The following is a 24337-nucleotide window of genomic DNA, read 5'->3' on the forward strand; positions in this document are numbered from 1 at the left end:
AAGCGCCCTGGTCAGGGCCGCGAGTAGGTTTTGTCCAACAGCATCATCGCGACAACTGTGCGGCGAGAAGCGCCGGACGTCGTCAGTCATTATCGACAGTTTCGAACTGGCAGCTGGCGACCGCCGGTTCCCGCCGCAGTTGCGACATGACGGCGTCGGCCGTCTGTACCGAGGTCGACGCGATGGGAAAGCCACTGGCGGCCACCGCCTCGGCGACCCAGGTATTGCAGGTATTGGCCAGCGAATAGCGGCCGGTCGCCCGGTAGAAGCGGCTGTCGCCATTCAGGCCGGGACCGAGCGGTTGCAGGGTGCCGGCCGGGGAACGGGCGAAGCTCGCGACGAGGAAGGCCAGCAGGCGTTGATAGCCATTGGCGTCGACCGTCAGCGCAACCACCTCACCCGCCGGGAAGTAACGCGCGGGCTCGCCGGGTAGCCGGACCAGGTGCAGGGCGCTGTCGCCGGACCCGAACAGCGCCCGCAGCGCCTGGCCGATGCCGGGTTGCGGGGCCCGGTAGAAGCCCTCGTCGCCCCAGCCGAGTTCGATGAACCCCGCGTCGGCGAAGTCCTCGCCGAGGGCCGGAAGCACCAGGAGCAGGTCGGCGGCGGCGACGACCACTCCGGTATGCCAGCCGTGATTCACCACATGAAAGGTCGCCGCCGCGTTGCAGTCCAGCGGACCCGGTGGCGGGCCAGGTGGAGCGGCGGCGCAGCCAAACAGGGCGAGAACCAGCAGCAGGGCGATTCGCATGGGCGCGGGACCGACGGCGCTTGTCCTACCCTGAGGTGCCTTCGTCCACGGGGGGGGCATGACGGGGTGGACGGGCGTCTCGGGAGGTCTTTGGGTATCCATCACCGTGGTACTCGGCGGTTCAGGGCGAAGAAGGTTGGCGGATCTTGCACTTCATTTCCGGCGCCTCGTAGCCCCAGACCACCGTGGCCTCGCCGTGATGTTCCCAGAGCGACTCATTGTTCCCCTGGTACCGAGCACCGCTGGCGGCCGGCTGCTGGTACATCAGCGAAGTGCTGTCGCCGAACTCGACGACGGCGCTCGCCGGGTCAGTGGGGTAGAAGGTGGCCACCACTTCCTTCGCCGGCTGACCATCGCATTCGTAGCGCACCGGACCGGTGCCTTCGATCAGTTGGTAGCGCGCCTGCAATTCGGCGATGCGCTGGCGGTAGCTGTCGGTGACGCACTGGGTCTTGTCGTCCGCCTTCCAGCAGTCGTCACGTCCCTTGATCCAGCCGCGTTGCTCGGCTTTCAGCATCGGCGGGTGCTCATTGACGGCCTTGGCCGAGGCCTGCTTGTAGACCGCTGCCAACTGCCGGTCCAGCTTGGCCAGGGCAGGGCTCTCGCAGACCAGCGCCTCGATACTGCCGGCGTCAACCTTGCCGCAATCGAAGGACGGGGCATCCCCCTGGGCCAGCAAGGGGAGTGGTGTCGCCAGCAGGAGCCAGACAATGTTTTTCCGAGGACTCATGTTGCCTCCTGGCCACGCAAGTAGGGTGTGCTCCATGCACCTTAGCAGGCGACTGCAGCCTGTCAGCTTCCGGCGGCGTTCGCGCCTGCCGTGCGCTTCTGCAAGCCGCGCCGTGCAGTCAGCACCAGCCAGCAGGCGAGGATGAACGGCGCGGTGAGTGGCGGCACCGCGAGGGCGGTGAAACAGGGTTGCAGCAGTAGGGTCAGCAGGATGCCAGCCAGCGGCGCCCAGGGCCGGCGGTGGCTTTGGCTCAGGGCGATGGCGGCGAGCACCGCGTTGTAGCCGTACAGGCCGAGCAGGGCGGTGGGCTGCGGCCAGCCCTGGAGCAGCGCCAGACTCAGCCCGGCGGCGGATGCGCCGAGCGCCCAGGCCGCCGCCCGCCAATCGGCCAGCAATAGGCCGAGCAGCAGGCAGGCGCCGGCCAGCGGGCTGTCGAGGAAAATCACCTGGCCGATGCCGCGCAACGCCGCGTCGGCCAAGCCGGGGGCATCGAGCGGCAATGCCGAGGCGACGATACTGCGATCATCCAGTCCCGGCAGATCGTCCAGCGGCAAGGTCAGCCAGCCGAACAGCACGAAGGGCAGGGTGTAGACGGGGAGTCCGCCGAGCAGGCGGCCGCGGTGCAGGAACAGGTGCAGCAGGACGGTGGCCAGCGCCGCCGCGGCGAGGATCAGCAGGGCCAGCGACAGCGACCAGTTGAAACGCATGGCCAGCACTAAGCCGACCAGGGTGGCGTTGTAGCCGTACAGCCCGGCGTCCACATCCGCCCGGGCGTAGTTCAGACGATGGGCGACCAGCAGGCCGGCGAGGGCGCCGAGCAGGGCGCCACCGAGCAGTGGCGGAGCGCCGAGGGCGATGGCCAGCAGCACCAGCGCGCCGCAGAGGGGGTGTCGTTGCAGGAAGATCTGGCTGCAGCCGTTGAGCAGGGCTTTCGCCAGGCTCAGGGTTCGGGGTGACAGTAGGCGGTTCATGGTCCGGCAATAAAAAAAGAGGCGACCGTTGAGGGGCGGCCGCCTGCAAAGCTGGCGCAAGCCAGATGGGATTCGATTGGTTCGGGGTCGGTTTCTTTGCCCTCACTCGGGGCCGATCACCGGGCAGTTTTTGCCCCTCTCCCGTTTACGGGAGAGGGCTGGGGAGAGGGTGGCGTTGCCGTCGGCCCTCTCCCCCGGTCCCTCTCCCACAGGTGGGAGAGGGAGTCATTGCAACGTTTCGATCCGCAGCGTATTGGTGCTGCCCGGCTGTCCGAACGGCACGCCGGCGGTGATCACCACGGTGTCGCCTTTGTTCGCTAGGCCTTGGGCCTGGGCGATTTCCAGGGCGGTGCTGCTGACTTCCTCGACCTGGTGCAGGCGCTCGTTGACCACCGAGTAGATGCCCCAGGCCACGCTCAGGCGACGCGCGGTGTGCAGGCTCGGGGTCAGGCTGAGGATGGTCGCCTTCGGCCGCTCACGCGAGGCGCGCAGGCTGGAGGCGCCGGATTCGCTGTAATTGACCAGCGCCGCCACTGGCAGAATGCTGCTGATGCGACGGATCGCGCAGCTGATTGCGTCGGAGGCGGTGGCCTCGGCCTGCGGGCGGCCGACGTCGAGCTGGGCCTGGTAGTCCGGGCCGTTCTCCACCTGGCGGATGATCTTGCTCATCATCTGCACGGCTTCCAGCGGGTAGTCACCGGAGGCGGTCTCGGCCGAGAGCATCACCGCGTCGGTGCCTTCGGCCACGGCGGTGGCGACGTCGGTCACTTCAGCACGGGTCGGGGCAGGGGAGAAGCGCATCGATTCGAGCATCTGCGTGGCCACCACCACCGGCCGGCCGAGCTGGCGGCAGGTGCGGATGATGTCTTTCTGGATGCGCGGCACGTTCTCGGCCGGCACTTCCACACCGAGGTCGCCGCGCGCCACCATGATCGCGTCGCACAGCTGGGCGATCTCTTCCAGGTACTGCACCGCCGAGGGCTTCTCGATCTTGGCCATCAGGAAGGCCTTGCCCTGGATCAGCTCACGGGCCTCGATGATGTCTTCCGGGCGCTGGACGAAGGACAGGGCGACCCAGTCGACACCAAGCTCCAGGCCGAAGGCCAGGTCGCGGCGGTCCTTGGCAGTCAGCGGCGACAGTTGCAGCACCGCCTCCGGCACGTTGACGCCCTTGCGGTCGGACAGTTCGCCGCCGGCGATCACCTGGGTGTCGATGGCGTCGGCGTGCTTGGCGGTCACCTGCAGGCGCAGGCGGCCGTCGTCGAGCAGCAGGTTCATCCCCGGCTGTAGCGCTTCGATGATTTCCGGGTGCGGCAGGTTTACGCGCTGGGCGTTGCCCGGCGTGGCGTCCAGATCCAGACGCAAGGCCTGGCCCTTGGCGAGTTGCACCTTGCCCTCGGCGAAGCGGCCGACGCGCAGCTTCGGTCCCTGCAGGTCCATGAGGATGCCGATCGGGTAGTTCAGCTGGCGCTCCACTTCGCGCACCCACTGGTAGCGCAGGGCATGGTCGGCGTGTTCGCCGTGGCTGAAGTTGAGGCGGAAGATGTTGACCCCGGCCTCCACCAGCTGGCGGATATCGTCGATGCCTTTGATCGCCGGGCCGAGGGTGGCGAGGATTTTTACTTTCTTATCAGGAGTCATTTGGCAGGTGCCTCGAGGATCAGGATGGCGCGGAAGTCATTGACGTTGGTGCGGGTCGGGCCGGTGACGATCAGCTGATCGAGGGCGGCGAAATAGCCATAGCCGTTGTTGTTGTCCAGCTCGTCGCGGGCGGACAGGCCCTGGCGCCCGGCGCGGGCATAGCTGTCCGGGGTCATGATCGCCCCGGCGTTGTCCTCGGAACCGTCGATGCCGTCGGTGTCACCGGCCAGGGCGTAGACACCGGGCAGGCCCTTGAGGCTGTCGGTGAGGCTGAGCAGGAACTCGACGTTGCGCCCGCCGCGGCCGTTGCCGCGCACGGTGACGGTGGTCTCGCCGCCGGAGAGGATCACGCAGGGCGCCTGCAGCGGCTGGCCGTGCAGGATGATCTGCTTAGCGATGCCGGCATGCACCTTGGCCACTTCGCTCGACTCGCCTTCCAGGTCGCCGAGGATCAGCGGCGTCAGGCCGGCGGCGCGGACCTTCTCGGCGGCGGCGTCGAGTGACTGCTGCGGCGTGGCGATCAGCTGGAAATGGCTGCGCGCCAGGCACGGGTCGCCGGGCTTGACCGTCTCCGAGCGCGGGTCGAGCAGCCAGGCACGCACGTGGGCCGGTACTTCGATGTCGTAGCGGGCGAGGATCGCCAGCGCCTCGGCCGAGGTGGTCGGGTCGGCCACGGTGGGGCCGGAGGCGATCACCGTGGCCTCGTCGCCGGGCACGTCGGAAATCGCGTAGGTGTACACGGTGGCCGGCCAGCTGGCCTTGGCCAGGCGCCCGCCCTTAATCGCCGAGAGGTGCTTGCGCACGCAGTTCATCTCGCCGATGGTCGCCCCGGATTTGAGCAGTGCCTTGTTGATCGCCTGCTTGTCCTTGAGGCTGATGCCTGCGGCGGGCAGGGCCAGCAGCGAGGAGCCGCCGCCGGACAGCAGGAAGATCACCCGGTCGCTTTCCGCGAGGTTGCTGACCAGCTCCAGCACGCGGCGCGCCACGCGCTCACCGGCGTCGTCCGGCACCGGGTGGGCGGCTTCCACCACTTCGATCTTCTGACAGTTGGCGCCGTGCTCGTAGCGGGTCACCACCAGCCCGGAAATCTCGCCGTGCCACTCGCGCTCGATCACCTCGGCCATGGCCGCGGCGGCCTTGCCTGCGCCGATGACGATGACCCGGCCGCTACGGTCGGTCGGCAGGTGGTCGGCCAGCACTTGGCGCGGATGGGCGGCGGCGATGGCGGTGGCGAACAGGTCGCGGAGCAGGGCTTGTGGATCGAGAGACATGGGAGGCTCCAGTGTTGTTATTGCGTCTATGGGCCGATTGCAGTCCTCAGGGCTCGGCTTGGCAAGCACTAAGGACTGGAATCGACCAACCTGGCTGGCAGGCCGTGACACCGCCAGCCAGGAGGTCGAAAGCTTTGCTTCCCCTTCCCGATGGGAGGGGAACCGCGAGATGAGCACAGGGGCGCAATCCGAGCTTTCCGAGACTCGTTACCAAGCGCCGGAGTGCCTGGCAGACCTTGCTTCCCTATCCCATCCTGCGGTTTTTCAAACGCCCGGCTTGTGGCCGGGGCCGGTCGACAGCGCGTTGGGGGTAGACGGTCCCCTCGCGTTGCCTGCCAGTCTGCGAGCCTTCCCACGACCGGCTGCGCGTCGGCGATACGGCGTCAAAAACAGCCTCGGAATGCTCATTTACAGCTGTAAACTGCGCTTCCTCGGCTGCTTTTTCCTTGTCTCGCCTTAGCTCGCTCGGTCGTGGAAAGGCTCTTGTGGTTACTTCTCGCGAATCGAGAAGTTGGCCATGTGCTCCAGGCCCTTGATCAGCGCCGAGTGGTCCCAGTTGCTGCCGCCGATGGCCGCGCAGGTGCTGAACACTTGCTGGGCGTTGGCGGTGTTGGGCAGGTTGAGGCCCAACTCGCGGGCGCCGGCCAGCGCCAGGTTGAGGTCCTTCTGGTGCAGGCTGATGCGGAAGCCCGGATCGAAGGTGCCCTTGATCATGCGCTCGCCGTGCACTTCGAGGATCTTCGAGCCGGCGAAGCCGCCCATCAGCGCCTCACGCACCTTGGCCGGATCGGCGCCGTTCTTGGCGGCGAACAGCAGGGCTTCGGCGACCGCCTGGATGTTCAGGGCGACGATGATCTGGTTGGCGACCTTGGCGGTCTGGCCGTCACCGTTGCCGCCGACGCGGGTGATGTTCTTGCCCATCGCCTGGAACAGCGGCAGGGCGCGCTCGAAGGCGTTCGGGCAACCGCCGACCATGATACTCAGGGTCGCGGCCTTGGCGCCGACTTCACCGCCGGACACCGGGGCGTCCAGGTAGGCGGCGCCGGTGGCCTTGACCTTCTCGGCGAAGACTTTGGTGGCGGTGGGGGAGATCGAGCTCATGTCGATCACCACCTTGCCGGCGCCGACGCCTTCAGCCACGCCGTCCTTGCGGAACAGCACGTCGTCGACCTGCGGGGTGTCCGGGACCATGACGATGATGAACTCGGCTTCCTGGGCCACTTCCTTCGGGTTGGCCAGGGCGATGGCGCCGGCTTCGATCAGGTCGGCCGGGGCCGGGTCGTGGTGCTCGGAGAGGAACAGGGTGTGGCCGGCTTTCTGCAGGTTCTGAGCCATGGGCTTGCCCATGATGCCGGTGCCGATAAATCCGATTTTTGCCATGAGGAAGTTCTCCTGGTGTCGTGATGTCTGTTGTGGGCCGAGTCTCGTAGGATGGGTTGAGCCTGCGATACCCATCACTGGGCGCTGGGCCTGGCTCGATGGGTATCGCTTCGCTCCACCCATCCTACGAACGGTGCGCGGTCAAACGGCGTTATGGGTTTTCAGCCAGCCGAGGCCGGCGGCGGTGGTGGTCAGCGGCTTGTACTCGCAGCCGACCCAGCCCTGGTAGCCGATGCGGTCCAGGTGGGCGAACAGGAAGCGGTAGTTGATCTCGCCGGTGCCCGGCTCGTTGCGGCCCGGGTTGTCGGCCAGTTGCACGTGGTTGATCACCGCCAGGTTGCCTTCCAGGCTGCGGGCCAGGTCACCTTCCATGATCTGCATGTGGTAGATGTCGTACTGCAGGAACAGGTTGGCGCTGCCGACCGCTTCGCGGATCTCCAGGGCCTGCTTGGTGGTGCTCAGGTAGAAGCCGGGGATGTCGCGGGTGTTGATCATTTCCATGACCAGCTTGATCCCGGCGGCCTCGAGCTTGCCTGCGGCGTACTTGAGGTTGTCGACGAAGGTCTGCTTGATGGTCGCGCAGTCGTAGCCCTGCGGACGGATGCCGGCCAGGCAGTTGATCTGGCTGTTGCCCAGCACCTGGGCGTAGGCGATGGCCTTGTCCACGCCTTCGCGGAACTCCTCGACGCGGTCCGGGTGGCAGGCGATGCCACGCTCGCCCTTGGCCCAGTCACCGGCGGGCAGGTTGAACAGCACCTGCTCGAGCCGGTTGGCGGTCAGGCGCGCCTTGATTTCCGCGGCCGGGAAGTCATAGGGGAACAGGTATTCGACGCCAGCGAAGCCAGCATCGGCGGCGGCGGCGAAGCGGTCCAGGAAGTCCACTTCGGTGAACAGCATGGACAGGTTGGCGGCAAAACGGGGCATGGTTGGCTCCTCTGTTTGTCTCCCCTCTCCCGCGTGCGGGAGAGGGGCCGGGGGAGAGGGGGGCTGACAGCGCGGCCCTCTCCCTAACCCTCTCCCATGAATGGGAGAGGGGACTGGTTCTGCGTTAGTCCAGCAGCGAGATGGCGGTCGGCGCGTCGGCGCCGCGCTCGGCCAGTTCCTCGAACTCGTTGACGGCGTTGATCTCGGTACCCATGGAGATGTTGGTGACCCGCTCGAGGATCACTTCCACCACCACCGGCACGCGGTGCTTCTGCATCAATTCCTTGGCCTGGGCGAAGGCGGCCTGCAGCTCGTTCGGGTCGAACACGCGGATCGCCTTGCAACCCAGACCCTCGACCACCGCGACGTGGTCGACGCCATAGCCGTTCAGCTCCGGCGCGTTGATGTTGTCGAACGCCAACTGCACGCAGTAGTCGATCTCGAAGCCGCGCTGCGCCTGGCGGATCAGGCCCAGGTAGGAGTTGTTCACCAGCACGTGGATGTATGGCAGGTTGAACTGCGCGCCGACGGCCAGCTCTTCGATCATGAACTGGAAGTCATAGTCGCCGGACAGCGCCACGACCTGACGGCTCGGATCGGCCTTGACCACGCCCAGCGCCGCCGGCACGGTCCAGCCCAGCGGGCCGGCCTGGCCGCAGTTGATCCAGTGGCGCGGCTTGTAGACGTGCAGGAACTGCGCGCCGGCGATCTGCGACAGACCGATGGTGCTGACGTAGCAGGTGTCCTTGCCGAACGCCTCGTTCATCTCCTCATACACGCGCTGCGGCTTGACCGGCACGTTGTCGAAGTGGGTCTTGCGCTGCAGGGTGCGCTTGCGCTCGCGGCAGGCTTCGACCCAGGCGCTGCGGTCCTTCAGCTTGCCGGCGGCTTTCCACTCGCGGGCAACGATGAGGAAGGCGTCCAGCGCGGCGCCGGCGTCGGAGACGATGCCCAGGTCCGGGTTGAACACGCGGCCGATCTGGGTCGGTTCGATGTCGACGTGGACGAACTTGCGGCCGGCGGTGTAGACGTCCACCGAGCCGGTGTGGCGGTTGGCCCAGCGGTTGCCAATGCCGAACACCATGTCCGATTCCAGCAGGGTGGCGTTGCCGTAGCGGTGTGAGGTCTGCAGGCCGCACATGCCGGCCATCAGCCGGTGGTCGTCGGGGATGGTGCCCCAGCCCATTAGGGTCGGGATCACCGGAACGCCGGTCAGCTCGGCGAACTCCACCAGCTTGTCCGAGGCGTTGGCATTGATCACGCCGCCACCGGAAACGATCAGCGGGCGCTCGGCAGCGTTGAGCATCGCCAGGGCCTTCTCGGCCTGGGCGCGGGTGGCAGCCGGCTTGGCCAGCGGCAGCGGCTCGTAGGCGTCGATATCGAATTCGATCTCGGCCATCTGCACGTCGAACGGCAGGTCGATCAGCACCGGGCCGGGGCGGCCGCTGCGCATTTCATAGAAGGCCTTCTGGAAGGCGTAGGGCACCTGGCCCGGCTCCAGCACGGTGGTCGCCCACTTGGTCACCGGCTTGACGATGCTGGTGATGTCGACGGCCTGGAAGTCTTCCTTGTGCATGCGCGCACGCGGCGCCTGGCCAGTGATGCAGAGGATCGGGATGGAGTCGGCGGAGGCCGAGTACAGACCGGTGACCATGTCGGTGCCGGCCGGGCCGGAGGTGCCGATGCACACGCCGATGTTGCCCGGGTTGGTGCGGGTGTAGCCCTCGGCCATGTGCGAGGCGCCCTCAACGTGGCGGGCCAGGACGTGGTCGACACCGCCGAGTTTCTTCAGCGCTGCGTACAACGGGTTGATGGCGGCGCCGGGGATGCCGAACGCGGTGTCGACGCCTTCGCGGCGCATCACCAGGACGGCTGCCTCGATTGCTCTCATTCTGGCCATAATCTTGTGCCTCTTTTGTTATCAGATTGTATACAAAACAGCTGTGGTCGGATTCTATGCAGCCCTCGACTTGGCGGTCAAGAATTTTTCGGCGGCAAGTCCGGGCAGGGAAAGTTCTTTTAAAACGGCCGTTTGAGCAGGGCTGAAGGGGGGCTTAGGTGGCCGTCTACTTAGATGTATACAATAACAATTAAAATTGTATCTATCTATTGAGTTTTTTGTTTTAGGTGGGATAGTGGAAAAAATCCATTTCGGCGCCCGTACGGTCGTTTTTGGCCACAAGGTCACGCCGGCCACGGACGCAGCAACAGGTCTTATCCACTACAAGAGGCATAAACGATGAGCACGTTGAACCTGGAAACCGCCACCCACATCGCCCAGCGCGCCCAGGCCACCGGCCGCGAGCTGCGGGCGGCGCCCCTGACCATTGCGGTGCTGGATGCCGGTGGTCATCTGATCAGTCTGCTGCGCGAGGACGGCGCCAGCATGCTCAGGCCGCAAATCGCCATCGGCAAAGCCTGGGGCGCGGTGGCCCTGGGCAAGGGCTCGCGGCTGATTGCCGCCGACGCCCAGCAGCGCCCGGCCTTCATCGGCGCGGTGAACAACCTGGCCGATGGCAACCTGGTGCCGGCTCCGGGCGGCGTGCTGATCCGTGATGAGCGCGGTGAGGTGATCGGTGCCATTGGCATCAGCGGCGACACTTCGGACATCGACGAGCAGTGTGCGATCAGTGGTGTCGAGGCCGCGGGGCTGAAGGCCGATGCCGGCGTAGCGGTGTGATGCTGGAATCGTAGGATGGGTTGAGCAACGCGCTACCCATCAATCTGGCCGCATGGGTATCGCTGCGCTCAACCCATCCTACAAACAGCGATAACGAAAAAGGCGCGATCGAATCGCGCCTTTTTCGTGTCCGGGCCGGAATGATCAGGCGCTTTTCACCTGCTCGCTGGCGACCGGCTCGGCCACCTCGCAGCCCTTGAGCACCAGGCGGATGATGGTTTCGGCGGCGGCCTCGTAGTCGGCATCGTCGAGCTTGGCCTTGCCGGTGACCGTGGAGATCTGCCAATCAAAGTCGGCGTAGGTCTGGGTTGCGGCCCAGATGCTGAACACCAGGTGATGGGGGTCGACCTTGGCCATCAGACCCTGATCGATCCAGCGCTGCAGGCAGCCGATGTTGTGCTTGGCCTGGGCATTGAGTTGCTCGATCTGTTCCGCCGACAGGTGCGGCGCGCCGTGCATGATTTCGCTGGCGAACACCTTGGAGGCGTAGGGCAGCTCGCGGGAAATGCGGATCTTCGAGCGGATGTAGGCCTTGAGCACCTGCGCCGGATGGCCGTCTTCGTTGAATGGCGCGGAGGCCGCCAGCAGCGGCTCGATGATGCTCTCGAGCACCTCGCGGTAGAGGTTCTCTTTCGACTTGAAGTAGTAGTAGACATTGGGCTTGGGCAAGCCAGCCTTGGCCGCGATGTCGCTGGTCTTGGTGGCGGCGAAGCCCTTGTCGGCAAACTCTTCACTGGCCGCGCGCAGGATTTGTTCTTTATTGCGCTCGCGAATACTGCTCATAAGCCCCCTCAGGCTCCATATCTCTCGCCGCAACCTGCGGCAACTCAGCCAGTGTGAAAACTACTGCACTCGGTTATGCAGCGTTACAAACAGGCTCGGAAAGCAGCTTGCTGCTAACGCGCTTTAGCGCGGCCCCGAAGGGGCGAGCGAAGCGAGTACTGCTCATTTACAACGCGTAAACTGCGCGTCCTCGCCTGTTTGTGCCTTGCCTAACCTTCGCTCGTGACGTTTTCACATTGGCTGAGATAGGCGGTCGGGCATGGTAGCACCGGCTATTCCGGAGCCTCAACCGCTGCACTGGGCAGCCGCGGTGGCGAAATTGCCAAGGGGAATTTGTATACAGGATTGTTTTTTTCTGTTTTTATTCGGCATCCGTCCATGTCGCCGAAGTCCCGTTCCGGCGTGTGTTGCGGCAGAACTCCAAGATGCAAGACAACGCTTTGCTCGACCCCTTTGGCCGGCGTATCACCTACCTGCGCTTGTCGGTCACCGATCGTTGCGATTTTCGCTGCACTTACTGCATGAGCGAGGACATGGTCTTCGCCCCGCGGGCGCAGATCCTTTCCCTCGAAGAGCTCTATACCGTGGCCGACGCCTTCATCGGCCTCGGCGTGAAGCGTATCCGCATCACCGGCGGCGAGCCGCTGGTGCGCAAGAACCTGCTCAGTCTGCTCGGCCGCCTCGGCGCGCGCCGCGAGCTGGACGACCTGGCGATCACCACCAACGGCTCGCAGCTGGCGCACCTGGCGTCGGACCTGCGCGACGCCGGCGTCACCCGCCTGAACATCAGTCTCGATTCGCTGCAACGCGAGCGCTTTGCCGCCTTCACCCGCCGCGACAAGCTCGACCAGGTGTTCGACGGCATCGCCGTGGCGCGCCACGCCGGTTTCCGCCGCATCAAGCTGAATACCGTGGTGCAGAAGGGCCGCAACGACGACGAAGTGCAGGATCTGGTGGCCTTCGCGGTGGAGCAGGGCATCGACATCAGCTTCATCGAGGAGATGCCGCTGGGCAGCATTTCCAGCCACGAACGCAAGCACACCCTGTGCAGCAGCGACGAGGTGCGCGAGCGGGTGGCGCAGCGCTTCGAGCTGCTGCCCAGCAGCCACCGCACCGGCGGGCCGTCGCGCTACTGGCAGGTGCTCGGCAGCGACACCCAGGTCGGTTTCATCTCCCCGCACAGCCGCAACTTCTGCGGCGACTGCAACCGCGTGCGCGTCACCGCCGAGGGCAAGCTGGTGCTCTGTCTCGGCCACGACGGCGCGCTGGACCTCAAGGCCTTGATCCGTCGTCATCCCGGCGACAGCGAGCGCCTGCGCGCGGCGCTGATCGACGCGCTGCGCTTGAAGCCCGAGCGGCATTGGTTCGATGCCGACGAGCAGGTGCAGGTCGTTCGCTTCATGAGCATGACCGGCGGCTGACCGGAACCCTCGGAATCGTTCTGACTGCGTTGCTTCATCTCGCCGTACTACTCGTACTGTCTTCGCTGAAGCGCCTTGTCAGAACCGCTGCGCTCGATCCCAAGAATTCCGGTCCCACTTTCTAATCTTCGACAACAACATCGCCCGCCCAAGGGCCGAGGACTATTTGCATGGCTAAGACGCTTCTGGTGAAAAACGCCGATCTACTGGTGACCATGGACGGCCAGCGCCGCGAGATCAAACAAGGCGGCCTGTATATCGAGGACAACCTGATCAAACAGGTGGGCCCCAGCGCCGAGTTGCCGCAAGTGGCCGACGAGGTGCTCGACCTCAAGGGCCATATCGTCATCCCCGGCCTGGTCAACACCCACCACCACATGTACCAGAGCCTCACTCGGGTGGTGCCGGCGGCACAGGATGGCGAGCTGTTCAACTGGCTGACCAACCTCTACCCGATCTGGGCGCGGCTGACCCCGGAGATGATCGCGGTGTCGACCCAGACGGCCATGGCCGAGCTGATCCTCTCCGGCTGCACCACTTCCAGTGATCACCTGTACATCTACCCCAACGGCTGCAAGCTGGACGACAGCATCCACGCCGCCAAGGAGATCGGCATGCGCTTCCATGCCGCGCGCGGCAGCATGAGTGTCGGCCGTAGCCAGGGCGGCCTGCCGCCAGACTCGGTGGTGGAGAAGGAGGCCGACATCCTCAAGGAATCGCAGCGCCTGATCGAGGACTACCACGACGCCAACCACGGTTCGATGCTGCGCGTGGTGGTCGCGCCCTGTTCGCCGTTCTCGGTGAGCCGCGACCTGATGCGCGAGGCGGCGGTGCTGGCGCGCCAGTACGGTGTGTCGCTGCACACCCACCTGGCCGAGAACGTCAACGACATCGCCTACAGCCGCGAGAAGTTCGGCATGACCCCGGCCGAATACGCCGAAGACCTCGGCTGGGTCGGCCATGACGTCTGGCATGCCCACTGCGTACAGCTCGACCAGCATGGCATCGACTTGTTCGCGCGCACCGGCACCGGCGTCGCCCATTGCCCCTGCTCGAACATGCGCCTGGCTTCGGGCATCGCGCCGATCCGCAAGATGCGCGACGCCGGCGTGCCGGTTGGCCTCGGCGTCGACGGCTCGGCCTCCAACGACGGCGCGACCATGATCGGCGAGGTGCGCCAGGCCCTGCTGCTGCAGCGCGTCGGTTTCGGTCCGGACGCGATGACCGCCCGCGAAGCGCTGGAGATCGCCACCCTCGGCGGCGCCAAGGTGCTCAACCGCGACGACATCGGGGCGTTGGCGCCGGGCATGGCGGCCGACTTCGTCGCCTTCGACCTCAAGCAGATCGCCTTCGCCGGCGCCTTGCACGATCCGCTGGCGGCGTTGGTGTTCTGCGCGCCGACCCAGGTCTCCCACAGCGTGATCAACGGTCAGGTGGTGGTGAAGGCGGGGCAGCTCACCACCGTCGACCTGCCACGTGTGTTGGAACGCCACAACCGCCTGGCGCGGCAACTGGTGGCCGGGGAGTGATGTGTAGGTTGGGTTGAGGAGCGCAGCGACGAAGCCCAACGAGCGGTGATCGTCGCAGTGCCTTAGTCAAACTCGGCCACGCCGTTGGGCTTCGCTGCGCTCAGCGCCAACCTACGGAGCCATGCGTGCCTCAATAAGTTGTCCATTGGGTCAGGAATTGGCCCGAAACTTGATTGTGTTGGCCGTCGCCTTGGCGGGTGTTACCGCCCGGAGTTCCAAGGCATTCACCGATCATGGAGAGTGTTGTGAAGTCCTTATTCCGCTATTGGCTGCTCGCCAGCCTGATTCCTTGCGCGGCCAGCGCCGAGTCCTATGTGGTGGGCGTCGAGAAGGCCGAGTTCGAGCCCTATTTCACTGTCGATCAGCAGGGCAGCTACCGCGGCTTTTCCCGCGACCTGCTCGACCTGTTCGCCCGTGACGCCGGGATCGAGCTGACCTATAAGCCAGTCGAGCCGGCCAACCTGCTGGACGAGCTGCTCACTGGGCGCGTCGATCTGAAATACCCGGACAGCCCCTACTGGGCCAAAGACCTCAAGGCCGGCAGAAACCTGAGCTACAGCGGCGACATCGTGGCGTTCATCGACGGGGTGATGGTGGCGCCCAGCCGCCTGGGCAAGAACATCCAGCTGCTCAAGCGCCTGGCGGTGGTGAAGGGCTGGACGCCCGAGCAATACCGCGAGGCCATCGGCTCGGGCCACATCACTCGGGTGGACAACGGCAGCCTGCGCGAGCTGATCCGCGGCACGCTCAAGCAACAGGCCGACGGCGCCTACTACAACGTCGAGGTGGCGATTCACTACCTCAACTACCGCAGCAGTTCGCCCAACGCGCTGGTGTTCGACCCGAGTCTGCCCTACAGCCGCGGTACCTATCAGCTGTCGACGCTCAAGCACCCGCAGCTGGTCGAGCGTTTCAACCGCTTTCTCGGCGAGCACCGTCAGGAGGTCGAGGCGCTCAAGAGCAAATATCGAGTGGAGGAGAACATCAGCTCCGAGTTCCTCGGCATGGAACAGTGGAAAGTCGATTTCATCAAGCGCCAGCGTGCCAAGGAACAGGCCGCCAAGAACGGTTGAATGCAGGCGAAAATGGGGCGGCAGTGACAGAAACTAGAGTGTCAATTTGCTATCACTGAGTTGCCCCTCTAGTTTTACACTCCGGTGCCGATGCAAACCTAAAAGGCTATGTGGTTGTCATCCAGGTAAGGGAGTATGCGATGCGCGAGAGTTCTCCGAGCTTATTGACCCTGCAATCGTTGCCCGTGCGGCTCGGGCTGTCCTCATTGCCCTGGCTGCTGTGTGGCGGGATGCTGTGGCTGGGGGCGGCGCCTTGGCTGAGTCTGCTGCTCGGCGGGATCGGCACGCTGTTGTTGGTCCTATCTGGTGTCGGCCTGGTAAGGCGGATACCCGCTCCAGTCGAGGAGTTGGAGCTGGTCTTGCCCTGGTCTGCGGCGCAGCAGGCCATTGGCGAACGCAGCGGGCAACTGCAGCGCCATAGCGAGCAGGTCGACAGCCTGCTACAGGATGCCATCGTCAAGCTGACCGACAGCTTCTACCTGCTGGTGTCCTGTGTGGAGCAGCAGCGCAATCACTCGCACTCCTTGATCGAACGTTATGGCGAGGGCCAAGAGAGCGACTCGATCAATTTCCAGGAGTTCATCGCCACCACCCGGCACACCCTCGGACTGTTCGTCGAGGCCACCCTGGAAACCAGCAAGACCTCGCTTGAGCTGGTCCAGCGTATGGAGCGGGTGACGCAGAAGATCGGCGAAATCCTGCAGTACACCGACGATATGGATGCCATCGCCAAGCAGACCAATCTACTTGCGCTGAACGCGGCCATCGAGGCGGCGCGTGCGGGGGAGAGCGGTCGCGGTTTCGCGGTGGTGGCCGATGAAGTGCGCGCGCTGTCGAACCGTTCGAGCAATTTTTCCCAGCAGATCCGCCAGCATGTGGATGTGGTGTACCGGGAAATCCGCGATGCCGAGCAGGCCATCAGCCAACTGGCGGACAAGGACACCAGTTTCGCCCTGGATGCCAAGCAGCAAGTGCATGGCATGTTGGCGGATCTGGAGGCGATGAACCGCCACACTCTGCAGGTGGTGCATGAATGTGACCGCCTTTCCCAGGAAATTGGCCAGGGGGTCAATGTTGCCGTCACCGCCCTGCAATTTCAGGACATGAGCAGCCAGCTGCTGGGGCAGATCCGCAAGCACTCCGGCAAGCTCGCCGAGTTCGCCACTGGACTCGGTGCTTTGGCTGGCCAGCCGGTCGAGTCCTGGGCCCAGCGCATGGAGGCGGATAGCCGTGAGCTCGCCCGTGACCGCAGTGATCCGGTCAGTCAGAACAAACTCAGTGCCGGTGAAGTCGAGCTTTTTTGAGCCTGGCGATACACCTGCCAGGCTCAGGCCAGCGGGGAAGTGAAAAATAGCGAAATATTGGCGCCAATAGCTGGACGATTCACGAACTGCGATCTATTACAAGTTATGTCAATTGGCCATTAGTTTGATATCCGGCCACTACTGACTCGAATTGCTGTTCACATCACTGCTTCCTTTCCCGGCCCAAGGCCGGGGCATACCGTGCCACGGAGGGCTCCACGCATGAGTAAGCAGATATTGATCGTCGACGACTCGGCATCCATCCGGCAGATGCTGAGCTTCACCCTGAAGTCCGCCGGCTATCTGGTGGACGAAGCGGTAGATGGCAAGGACGGCCTGGGTAAGGCGCAGAGCAAGTCCTACAACCTGGTCTTCACCGACCAGAACATGCCGAACATGGATGGCCTCAGCCTGATTCGCAGCCTGCGCGGGCTGCCGGCTTATCGCGCCACGCCAATCCTGATGCTCAGCACCGAGTCCAGCGATGCCATGAAGCAGCAAGGGCGCGCCGCCGGTGCGACCGGTTGGCTGGTCAAGCCTTTCGATGCGCCCAAGCTGTTGGAAGTGACCAAGAAAGTCCTGCCCTGACCAACCAGCGAGACGGATCTCATGACTGAAGGAATGAGCCAGTTTCTCCAGGTGTTCTTCGAGGAGGCCGAAGAGCACTTGAGCCGACTCGAACTGCTGTTGCTGGGGCTTGACCTCGAGCAGCCCGACCGCGAGGAGCTCAACAGCATCTTTCGCGCGGCGCACTCGATCAAGGGCTCCAGCGGCATGTTCGGCTTCGACGACCTGACCGCCGTCACCCACGAGCTGGAAACCCTGCTGGATCGCGTGCGTTCCGGACAGCTCGCCCTGCACGCGCAGATGGTCGACACCTGTCTGCTGGCCCGCGACGTGCTCCAGCGCCTGCTCGATGCCCACCGCTACCAGCAACCGGATCCGCAGATTCCGATGGCCGACATCATCGGCCGCCTGCGCGAGTTGCTGGAAGCGCCTGCCGTTGCGGCGACCGGTGAGGACGATTTCGGCTGCTTCGATGATGCGCCCGGTGCGCCTGCGGAAGCGGCAGCCGAGGACGAGGCCTTCGGCTTCTTCGACGACGCCCCCGGAACGCCGGCTGTGGTGCCGGTGGCGGCGCCGGTCGTGGTCGCGAGCAGCAAGCCTGCCGCCGCCGAGGGCGAGTCCAGCTCGATCCGCGTCAGCGTCGAGAAGATCGACAGCCTGATCAACCTGGTCGGCGAGCTGGTGATCACCCAGGCCATGCTCAACCAGCTCGGCGATCAGCTCGATCCGGCGCTGTACGAGCGCATCCACCAGACCCTGGCGCAACTCGAACACAACACCCGCGACCTGCAAGAGTCGGTGATGTCGATCCGCATGCTGCCGATCAGCTGCATCTTCAGCCGCTTCCCGCGGCTGGTGCGCGATATGGCGACCAAGCTCGGCAAGCAGGTGGAGCTGCATCTGCAGGGCGAGCATACCGAGCTGGACAAGAGCGTGATCGAGCGTCTCAGCGACCCGCTGACCCATATCGTGCGCAACAGCATCGACCACGGTATCGAAACCGCCGAACAGCGCCTGGCCGCCGGCAAGCCGGCGACAGGTTCGGTGCGTCTCGCGGCCTTCCACCGGGGCGGCAACATCGTGGTCGAGATTTCCGATGACGGTCGCGGGTTGTCTCGCGAGCGCATCCTCGCCAAGGCCCAGGAGAAGGGCCTGCCGGTGCATGACGGCATGGCCGATGCGGAGGTCTGGCAACTGGTGTTCATGCCCGGGTTCTCCACCGCGGAAGTGGTAACCGACCTTTCCGGCCGAGGCGTCGGCATGGACGTGGTGAAGCGCAACATTCAATCCATGGGCGGGCGCATCGATATCGAATCGGTCGCCGGCATGGGCACGCGCATCGCCATTCGCCTGCCGCTGACCCTGGCGATCCTCGACGGCATGATCGTCTCGGTCACCGGGGTCAACTATGTCATCCCGCTGACCTACATCGTCGAATCGCTGCAGCCACGGACCGAGGACATCAAGGGCTTGGGTGGCGAGGAGGGCGCGCTGATCTGCGTGCGCGGCGAATACCTGCCCTTGCTCAGCCTGCAGGACCTGCTCGGCGTGAGCAGCCCGGCACAGCGGGCGGAGCGGGCGATCGTGGTGATCCTCGAAGCCGAGGGGCGGCCCTTCGCCCTGCAGGTGGATGAACTGGTCGGCCAACAGCAAGTGGTGATCAAGAGTCTGGAACAGAACTTCCGCCGGATTGAGGGAATCGCCGGCGCCACCATCATGGGCGACGGCAGCGTGGCCCTGATCCTCGATGTCGACGCACTGCCGCGTCTGGCGGCGAAAGGAGAACCGATGCATGAATGCGAGTAATGCGGAGCTGGCCATTCAGCAGGCCCAGGAGTACCTCACCTTCACGCTTGGCCGCGAGGAGTACGCCATCGACATCCTCCGCGTCCAGGAGATCCGAGGCTACGACCAGGTCACCGCGATAGCCAACAGCCCGGCCTTCATCAAAGGCGTGATCAACCTGCGCGGGGCGATCGTGCCGATCGTCGACCTGCGCATCAAGTTCAACCTCGCCAGCGTGACCTACGACGAATTCACCGTGGTGATCATCCTCAACATCGGCCGGCGCATCGTCGGTGCGGTGGTGGATTCGGTGTCGGACGTGATTGCCCTGGCCAGCGAGGAGATCAAGCCGCCGCCGGAGTTCGGCTCGAACTTCGATACCGAGTATCTGCTCGGCCTGGCCAGTGCCGACGACAACATGCTGATTCTGGTGGACATCGAAAAACTGATGACCAGCCGTGAGATGGCGCTGGTCGAGGAGGCTGCGTCCTGACATAGACACGCAGCCACTCGTGGACGGTTTTTAGATCGCAGCAAGCTCAACCATAGATTTATCCCAGTTAAACCAATAAACATGCAGGGGATTCACATGGGTTTGTTCAACAGCAATGCGCAAGCGCAGCTTCTCGCCAAGCAGGTCGCCGGCATCATTCAATCCCTGGCCGAAGGCCATCTCGACCAGCCCATCGTCAACAGCAATCCGACTTACAGCAGCGTCTACGACGCCTTGGCCAACCTGCAGCAGTCGCTGCGTCGGCAACGCGCGGACGTCGCCCAGAGCGAGCAGCTGGAGCAGGCGCTGGTGCAGATGACCGCCAAGCATGACGAGGGCTGGATCGACGAAATCATCGCACCCGCCTAGTTCAGCGGCAGTCACGCGCGTGTCGCGGCGGGCATCAACGCCCTGGTGGCGGCGCACATCGCGGTCAAGATGAAGGTGGTGCAGGTGGTCACGGCCTACGGTCAGGGCGTTTTTTCCACGCCCATGGATCGCCTGCCGGGCAAGAAGGCGCAAATCACCGAGGCGATCGATGGCGTGCGCAACGGCTTGAAGGCGGCTGCCGATGCGGCCGACGAGGCCAGGACCATCGCCGCCGCGAATGCGCGGATCAAGAGTGCGCTGGATAACGTTTCGGCCAACGTGATGATCGCCGATACCGACCTGCGCATCATCTACATGAACCGCACGCTGAAAGAGATGCTCGGCAAGGCCGAGGCGGATATTCGCAAGCAATTGCCGAATTTCAGCACCGCCAACCTGATGGGCGCGAACATCGACGTGTTCCACAAGAATCCGTCGCACCAACGCCACATCCTGGCCAACCTCACCGGCGTGCATAAGGCCGAACTGAGCCTGGGCGGGCGGCGCTTCTCCCTGGATGTGGTGCCGGTGTTCAGCGATGGCGGCGAGCGTCTGGGGGCGGCGGTGCAGTGGGTCGACCGTACCGAGGAAGTGCGTGCCGAGCAGGAGGTTTCCGGGCTGGTCGAGGCCGCGGCTGCCGGTGACTTCAGCAAGCGCATCAGCGAAGAAAACAAGGATGGCTTCTTCCTGCAGATGGCCAAGGGCCTGAACGTGCTGGTGGATACCGCCGACCGCGGCCTCAAGGACGTGTCGCGCGTCTTGGGCGCCCTGGCCCAGGGCAATCTGACCCAGCGCATCGTGGCGGAGTATCAGGGCACCTTTGGTGAGCTCAAGGACTTCTCCAACGAAACGACGGACAGCCTGTCGAGCATGCTCGGGCAGATCCGCGAGTCGGCGGACACCATCAGCACGGCAGCCAATGAAATCGCTTCGGGTAACGCCGAGCTGTCGACGCGCACCGAGCAGCAGGCCGCCTCACTGGAGGAAACCGCCTCGAGCATGGAGGAGCTGACCAGCACCGTTAAGCTCAATGCGGAGAACGCCCGGCAGGCCAACTCCTTGGCGGTCAACGCCTCCGAGGTCGCCACCGAGGGCGGCAACGTGGTGCAGAAGGTGGTCACCACCATGTCGTCGATCAACGAGTCGGCACGCAAGATCTCCGACATCATCGGCGTGATCGACGGGATCGCCTTCCAGACCAACATCCTCGCCCTGAACGCCGCCGTCGAAGCGGCGCGGGCCGGCGAGCAAGGCCGCGGCTTTGCCGTGGTGGCCGGGGAAGTGCGGACCTTGGCGCAGCGCTCGGCGGCCGCGGCCAAGGAAATCAAGACGCTGATTTCCGACTCGGTGAGCAAGGTGGAGAACGGCAACACCCTGGTGGCGCAAGCCGGGCAGACCATGAGCGACATCGTCGTGGCGATCAAACGGGTCACCGACATCATGGCCGAGATTGCCGCGGCGTCGTCCGAGCAGAGCCGGGGCATCGAGGAAATCAACGGCGCGGTCAGCCAGATGGACGAGATGACCCAGCAGAACGCCGGTCTGGTGGAGGAGGCGGCTACTTCCGCCGGCGCCTTGCAGGAACAGGCCACAGTGCTGTCGCAGGCGGTGGCGGTGTTCAAGCTCGATGCCGGGCAGGCCGGTGCGCGCGGCACGACCAGCACGGCGAACAGCACTCCTGCGGGTAAGGTTGCTGGGGCACTGCGCAAGACCAAGGCGGTGCCGCGTAGCGCTAAGGCCAAGGAAGAGGAATGGCAGGAGTTCTAGGGTCTGTTGACGTTTCGTCGCGAACCGCCAACAGACCCTAGCCAGGAGGGTCACTCGGCCTGCCGCCTGATTGGCGCTGCAGGCCGAGCCTGGTTGTTGTGTCTGTGAAGTGTGAAATGCACTGCATCTCAAGGGACCGCAGTAGGGTTCGGGCGACAATGGCATGAGCAGCAGCGCGATAATCGGTGCACATGAGTTCGGCTATACCCTCGAAGATTTCGAGCGGGTGCGGCGTCTGCTTTACCAGAAGGCGGGCATCAGCCTGGCGCCGAGCAAGGCGCAGATGGTCTACAGCCGGCTGGCCCGGCGTCTGCGTTGCCTGCAGCTGTGCAGCTTCAGCGAGTATCTGGCCTTCCTCGAACGGCACTCGGAAGAGTGGCAGCAATTCGTCAACGCCCTGACCACCAACCTCACCGCCTTCTTCCGCGAATCTCACCATTTCGATCAGCTCGCCACGCTGGCACGCCTGCGGGCCAAGGAGGGGCGGCCACTGCGTTTCTGGTCGGCGGCCTCGAGTACCGGGGAGGAGCCTTATTCCATGGCCATGACCCTGGTCGAGGTGTTTGGCAGCTTTGCCGCGCCGGTACAGATCATTGCCTCGGATATCGATACCGGCGTGCTCGACTATGCGCGCCAGGGCATCTATCCGGAGGAGCGGGTGGCGCAGCTGGCGCCGGCGCTGAAGCAGCGCTTCTTGCAACGTGGCACGGCGAGCAACGCCGGCAAGGTGCGCGTGGTGCCTGAGTTGCGGCAATTGGTGGAGTTCCGCCAGATCAACCTGCTGGAGGCTAACTGGGGTATTCCGGGCGGGCTGGACGCGATTTTCTGCCGCAACGTGATGATCTATTTCGACAAGCCGACCCAGGCCCGCCTGCTGGAACGCATGGTGCGGCTGCTGCGGCCGGACGGCCTGTTCTTCGCCGGGCATTCGGAAAGCTTCATGCATGCCAGTCACGTGGTGAAGCTGGTCAGCCGCTCGGCCTATCAGCCCGTATTGGCGGTGCACGCATGATCATCGAGCAACCCAGCGCCCTGGCGCAAACCCGCTATTACGACCCGTACTTCGCCAGCGAGGCGGTGAAGATTCTGCCCGGCGAGTACTACGCCACGGGCGATGACCAGCTGATCGTCACCGTGCTCGGTTCCTGTGTCTCGGTTTGTCTGCGCGATCGCTGCAGTGGCATCGGTGGCATGAACCATTTCATGCTGCCGGGCCAGGTCGATGGGTACCTGCAGGCAGCTGACTCGGCACGTTACGGTGTGTTCGCCATGGAGCTGCTGATCAATCTAGTACTCAGGCTCGGCGCGCAGCGCGAACAGTTCGAGGCCAAGGTGTTCGGCGGCGGTTGTGTGCTGCCAGACATGACTGAGAACGATGTCGGCCAGCACAACGTCGCGTTCGTCCATGACTACCTGCATGCTCAGGGTATTCCTGTGCTCGCCGAGGACGTGCTGGGGAACCATCCGCGCAAGGTCTACTACTTTCCGGCCAATGGCCGGGTGTTGGTGAAGACGCTCAGGCGTCTGCACAACAGCACCCTGTTGGAGCGTGAGCAGGAGTTGGATCTGAGCATCCAGCGCGCCGCTCTGACCGGGCCGATCGATCTGTTCTAGGAGGCTGGAGATGCCGATCAAGGTGTTGGTGGTTGACGACTCGGCGCTGATCCGCAGTCTGCTCAGCGAGATCATCCAGGCCGATTCGCAATTGCAGCTGGTGGGCGTGGCGGCTGATGCCTATGTGGCGCGCGATCTGGTCAACAAGCATGCACCGGACGTGATCACTCTGGATGTGGAAATGCCGCGCATGGATGGCCTGACCTTCCTCGAAAAACTGATGCGGGCGCGGCCGACGCCGGTGGTGATGATCTCCTCGCTCACTGAACAGGGTTCCGAAGCAACGCTGCGGGCGCTGGAGTTGGGCGCCATCGACTTCGTCAGCAAACCCAAGCTGGGCATCAGTGAAGGCATGCAGGCGTATGCCAATGAGATTCGTGCCAAGCTCAAGGTGGCCGCCGGCGCGCGGCTGCTCAAGCGGGCGGCTGTTGCGCGACCTGCGGTGGTAGAGGCGCTGGCGCCGGCGGCTCCGATCGTCGGCACGGAAAAGCTGCTCGCCATCGGCGCATCCACCGGCGGTACCGAGGCGATCAAGGAGGTGCTGCTGGGGTTGCCGGCGGACTGCCCGGGCGTGGTGATCACCCAGCACATGCCGGCCGGTTTCACCCGCTCGTTCGCCGAGCGTTTGAATCGCCTCACTCGCCTCACTGTCAGCGAAGCCAAGGACGGCGACCGCATTCTGCCCGGCCATGCGCTGATCGCCCCGGGCGGCCGGCATCTGCTGGTGAGCCGTTCGGGCGCCAACTACGTGGCGCGGCTTTCCGACGCGCCGCCGGTCAACGGCCATCGGCCGGCGGTGGACATGATGTTCCACTCGGCGGCCCGCTGTGCCGGGCGCAACCTGATTGCCGCGCTGCTCACCGGGATGGGCCGCGATGGGGCTCAGGGCTTGCTGGATATCCGCCAGTCCGGTGGTTACACCCTGGCCCAGGACGAAGCCAGTTGCGTGGTCTACGGCATGCCGCGTGAAGCGGCGGCGATCGGGGCGGCGGAGGAAGTGTTGCCGCTTGCGGCGATTGCCCCGGCCTTGCTGGCGCAGGCGCGCAAGCGCGGAGGCGGCAATCGCGTCTGAGTTGGAGGCAGTGAAAAACAAGGCGCCCGTAGGCGCCTTGTTTGTGCAGCGGAGTCTTAGAGCCTGTTTACGATCTGCTGCGCGTCGGCCATATGGCGTTAAAAATGGCCTCGGCAAGCCACTTGTGGCTAACGCGCTTTAGCGCGGCCCCGACGGGGTGAGCGCAGCGAGTCATGCTCATTTACAGCTCGTAAACTCCGCTTCCTCGGCCATTT

The 24337-nt window shown here is 64.6% G+C and carries 20 protein-coding genes and 1 pseudogene; 12 read left to right on the plus strand and 9 right to left on the minus strand.

Going from position 1 to position 24337, the window contains the following annotated elements:
• Window positions 1-82: 82 nt before the first annotated feature.
• The 8 genes from D3880_RS09315 to gcl form a co-directional block, all read right to left on the minus strand.
• Entirely contained in the window at window positions 83-748 is a 666-nt protein-coding gene (locus D3880_RS09315; RefSeq protein ID WP_162934970.1) for a DUF2459 domain-containing protein, read from the minus strand.
• A 121-nt stretch (window positions 749-869) separates the two neighbouring features.
• On the minus strand, window positions 870-1478 hold the full coding sequence (locus D3880_RS09320) for an MliC family protein (protein ID WP_119893190.1): 609 nt from the start codon (window positions 1476-1478) through the stop codon (window positions 870-872).
• A gap of 62 nt (window positions 1479-1540) precedes the next feature.
• Window positions 1541-2449 (minus strand): urea transporter, encoded by a 909-nt coding sequence (locus D3880_RS09325; RefSeq protein ID WP_119893191.1) that lies wholly within the window; start codon window positions 2447-2449, stop codon window positions 1541-1543.
• 225 nt (window positions 2450-2674) lie between these two features.
• Window positions 2675-4090: a pyruvate kinase gene (gene pyk, locus D3880_RS09330; protein WP_119893192.1), complete on the minus strand. Its 1416-nt coding sequence runs from the start codon at window positions 4088-4090 to the stop codon at window positions 2675-2677.
• Window positions 4087-5361, minus strand: a complete 1275-nt coding sequence (locus tag D3880_RS09335; RefSeq protein WP_119893193.1) for a glycerate kinase type-2 family protein — start codon at window positions 5359-5361, stop codon at window positions 4087-4089. Before D3880_RS09335 ends, pyk begins: the two co-directional genes overlap by 4 nt.
• Before the next feature lie 489 nt (window positions 5362-5850).
• On the minus strand, window positions 5851-6741 hold the full coding sequence (locus D3880_RS09340; RefSeq protein WP_119893194.1) for a 2-hydroxy-3-oxopropionate reductase: 891 nt from the start codon (window positions 6739-6741) through the stop codon (window positions 5851-5853).
• A gap of 141 nt (window positions 6742-6882) precedes the next feature.
• Entirely contained in the window at window positions 6883-7665 is a 783-nt protein-coding gene (hyi, locus tag D3880_RS09345; protein WP_119893195.1) for a hydroxypyruvate isomerase, read from the minus strand.
• Between the two features lie 124 nt (window positions 7666-7789).
• The gene (gene gcl, locus D3880_RS09350) at window positions 7790-9565 is read right to left on the minus strand and encodes a glyoxylate carboligase (RefSeq protein ID WP_119893196.1); all 1776 of its coding nucleotides are present in this window, start codon (window positions 9563-9565) and stop codon (window positions 7790-7792) included.
• A 339-nt stretch (window positions 9566-9904) separates the two neighbouring features.
• Here gcl and D3880_RS09355 point away from each other — a divergent pair, with 339 nt between their 5' ends.
• The gene (locus D3880_RS09355; RefSeq protein WP_119893197.1) at window positions 9905-10345 is read left to right on the plus strand and encodes a GlcG/HbpS family heme-binding protein; all 441 of its coding nucleotides are present in this window, start codon (window positions 9905-9907) and stop codon (window positions 10343-10345) included.
• Between the two features lie 144 nt (window positions 10346-10489).
• Here the strand turns inward: D3880_RS09355 and D3880_RS09360 are convergent, their stop codons facing one another.
• A complete protein-coding gene (locus tag D3880_RS09360) occupies window positions 10490-11128 on the minus strand; it encodes a TetR/AcrR family transcriptional regulator (RefSeq protein WP_119893198.1) in 639 nt (212 codons plus the stop codon).
• A 425-nt stretch (window positions 11129-11553) separates the two neighbouring features.
• On the opposite strand from D3880_RS09360, the gene moaA reads away from it, so the two are divergent.
• The 11 genes and pseudogenes from moaA to D3880_RS09420 all read left to right on the plus strand — a co-directional run bounded on the left by moaA (window position 11554) and on the right by D3880_RS09420 (window position 24122).
• Window positions 11554-12549, plus strand: a complete 996-nt coding sequence (gene moaA / locus D3880_RS09365; protein ID WP_119893199.1) for a GTP 3',8-cyclase MoaA — start codon at window positions 11554-11556, stop codon at window positions 12547-12549.
• A 170-nt stretch (window positions 12550-12719) separates the two neighbouring features.
• Window positions 12720-14078, plus strand: coding sequence for an 8-oxoguanine deaminase (locus D3880_RS09370; protein WP_119893200.1), 1359 nt, complete (start codon window positions 12720-12722; stop codon window positions 14076-14078).
• A 245-nt stretch (window positions 14079-14323) separates the two neighbouring features.
• On the plus strand, window positions 14324-15151 hold the full coding sequence (locus D3880_RS09375; RefSeq protein ID WP_238474423.1) for a substrate-binding periplasmic protein: 828 nt from the start codon (window positions 14324-14326) through the stop codon (window positions 15149-15151).
• A 230-nt stretch (window positions 15152-15381) separates the two neighbouring features.
• Complete coding sequence (locus tag D3880_RS09380) at window positions 15382-16455, plus strand: methyl-accepting chemotaxis protein (protein ID WP_420800867.1); 1074 nt, start codon at window positions 15382-15384, stop codon at window positions 16453-16455.
• Between the two features lie 222 nt (window positions 16456-16677).
• Window positions 16678-17043 carry a response regulator gene (locus D3880_RS09385; RefSeq protein WP_119893203.1) on the plus strand — a complete coding sequence of 122 codons (366 nt, stop codon included), beginning with the start codon at window positions 16678-16680 and terminating at the stop codon, window positions 17041-17043.
• A gap of 21 nt (window positions 17044-17064) precedes the next feature.
• The gene (locus D3880_RS09390; RefSeq protein ID WP_119893204.1) at window positions 17065-18828 is read left to right on the plus strand and encodes a chemotaxis protein CheA; all 1764 of its coding nucleotides are present in this window, start codon (window positions 17065-17067) and stop codon (window positions 18826-18828) included.
• The gene (locus D3880_RS09395; protein ID WP_119893205.1) at window positions 18815-19300 is read left to right on the plus strand and encodes a chemotaxis protein CheW; all 486 of its coding nucleotides are present in this window, start codon (window positions 18815-18817) and stop codon (window positions 19298-19300) included. The genes D3880_RS09390 and D3880_RS09395 overlap by 14 nt, the downstream gene beginning before the upstream one ends.
• Window positions 19301-19396: 96 nt before the next feature.
• A pseudogene (locus D3880_RS09405) lies at window positions 19397-21436 on the plus strand (methyl-accepting chemotaxis protein).
• A 163-nt stretch (window positions 21437-21599) separates the two neighbouring features.
• Window positions 21600-22448 carry a CheR family methyltransferase gene (locus D3880_RS09410; protein ID WP_119893207.1) on the plus strand — a complete coding sequence of 283 codons (849 nt, stop codon included), beginning with the start codon at window positions 21600-21602 and terminating at the stop codon, window positions 22446-22448.
• A complete protein-coding gene (gene cheD, locus D3880_RS09415; RefSeq protein WP_119893208.1) occupies window positions 22445-23050 on the plus strand; it encodes a chemoreceptor glutamine deamidase CheD in 606 nt (201 codons plus the stop codon). Before D3880_RS09410 ends, cheD begins: the two co-directional genes overlap by 4 nt.
• Window positions 23051-23060: 10 nt before the next feature.
• Window positions 23061-24122, plus strand: a complete 1062-nt coding sequence (locus D3880_RS09420) for a protein-glutamate methylesterase/protein-glutamine glutaminase (protein WP_119893209.1) — start codon at window positions 23061-23063, stop codon at window positions 24120-24122.
• Window positions 24123-24337: the final 215 nt, after the last annotated feature.

This window comes from Pseudomonas cavernae (assembly GCF_003595175.1).
GTDB lineage: Bacteria > Pseudomonadota > Gammaproteobacteria > Pseudomonadales > Pseudomonadaceae > Aquipseudomonas > Aquipseudomonas cavernae.

What these genes read in the sequence shown, in the direction of transcription:
- D3880_RS09315 (WP_162934970.1), bottom strand. Translation starts at nt 748, where the DNA reads ATGCGAATCGCCCTGCTGCTGGTTCTCGCCCTGTTTGGCTGCGCCGCC.
- D3880_RS09320 (WP_119893190.1), bottom strand. Translation starts at nt 1,478, where the DNA reads ATGAGTCCTCGGAAAAACATTGTCTGGCTCCTGCTGGCGACACCACTC.
- D3880_RS09325 (WP_119893191.1), bottom strand. Translation starts at nt 2,449, where the DNA reads ATGAACCGCCTACTGTCACCCCGAACCCTGAGCCTGGCGAAAGCCCTG.
- pyk (WP_119893192.1), bottom strand. Translation starts at nt 4,090, where the DNA reads ATGACTCCTGATAAGAAAGTAAAAATCCTCGCCACCCTCGGCCCGGCG.
- D3880_RS09335 (WP_119893193.1), bottom strand. Translation starts at nt 5,361, where the DNA reads ATGTCTCTCGATCCACAAGCCCTGCTCCGCGACCTGTTCGCCACCGCC.
- D3880_RS09340 (WP_119893194.1), bottom strand. Translation starts at nt 6,741, where the DNA reads ATGGCAAAAATCGGATTTATCGGCACCGGCATCATGGGCAAGCCCATG.
- hyi (WP_119893195.1), bottom strand. Translation starts at nt 7,665, where the DNA reads ATGCCCCGTTTTGCCGCCAACCTGTCCATGCTGTTCACCGAAGTGGAC.
- gcl (WP_119893196.1), bottom strand. Translation starts at nt 9,565, where the DNA reads ATGGCCAGAATGAGAGCAATCGAGGCAGCCGTCCTGGTGATGCGCCGC.
- D3880_RS09355 (WP_119893197.1), top strand. Translation starts at nt 9,905, where the DNA reads ATGAGCACGTTGAACCTGGAAACCGCCACCCACATCGCCCAGCGCGCC.
- D3880_RS09360 (WP_119893198.1), bottom strand. Translation starts at nt 11,128, where the DNA reads ATGAGCAGTATTCGCGAGCGCAATAAAGAACAAATCCTGCGCGCGGCC.
- moaA (WP_119893199.1), top strand. Translation starts at nt 11,554, where the DNA reads ATGCAAGACAACGCTTTGCTCGACCCCTTTGGCCGGCGTATCACCTAC.
- D3880_RS09370 (WP_119893200.1), top strand. Translation starts at nt 12,720, where the DNA reads ATGGCTAAGACGCTTCTGGTGAAAAACGCCGATCTACTGGTGACCATG.
- D3880_RS09380 (WP_420800867.1), top strand. Translation starts at nt 15,382, where the DNA reads ATGCTGTGGCTGGGGGCGGCGCCTTGGCTGAGTCTGCTGCTCGGCGGG.
- D3880_RS09385 (WP_119893203.1), top strand. Translation starts at nt 16,678, where the DNA reads ATGAGTAAGCAGATATTGATCGTCGACGACTCGGCATCCATCCGGCAG.
- D3880_RS09390 (WP_119893204.1), top strand. Translation starts at nt 17,065, where the DNA reads ATGACTGAAGGAATGAGCCAGTTTCTCCAGGTGTTCTTCGAGGAGGCC.
- D3880_RS09395 (WP_119893205.1), top strand. Translation starts at nt 18,815, where the DNA reads ATGAATGCGAGTAATGCGGAGCTGGCCATTCAGCAGGCCCAGGAGTAC.
- D3880_RS09410 (WP_119893207.1), top strand. Translation starts at nt 21,600, where the DNA reads ATGAGCAGCAGCGCGATAATCGGTGCACATGAGTTCGGCTATACCCTC.
- cheD (WP_119893208.1), top strand. Translation starts at nt 22,445, where the DNA reads ATGATCATCGAGCAACCCAGCGCCCTGGCGCAAACCCGCTATTACGAC.
- D3880_RS09420 (WP_119893209.1), top strand. Translation starts at nt 23,061, where the DNA reads ATGCCGATCAAGGTGTTGGTGGTTGACGACTCGGCGCTGATCCGCAGT.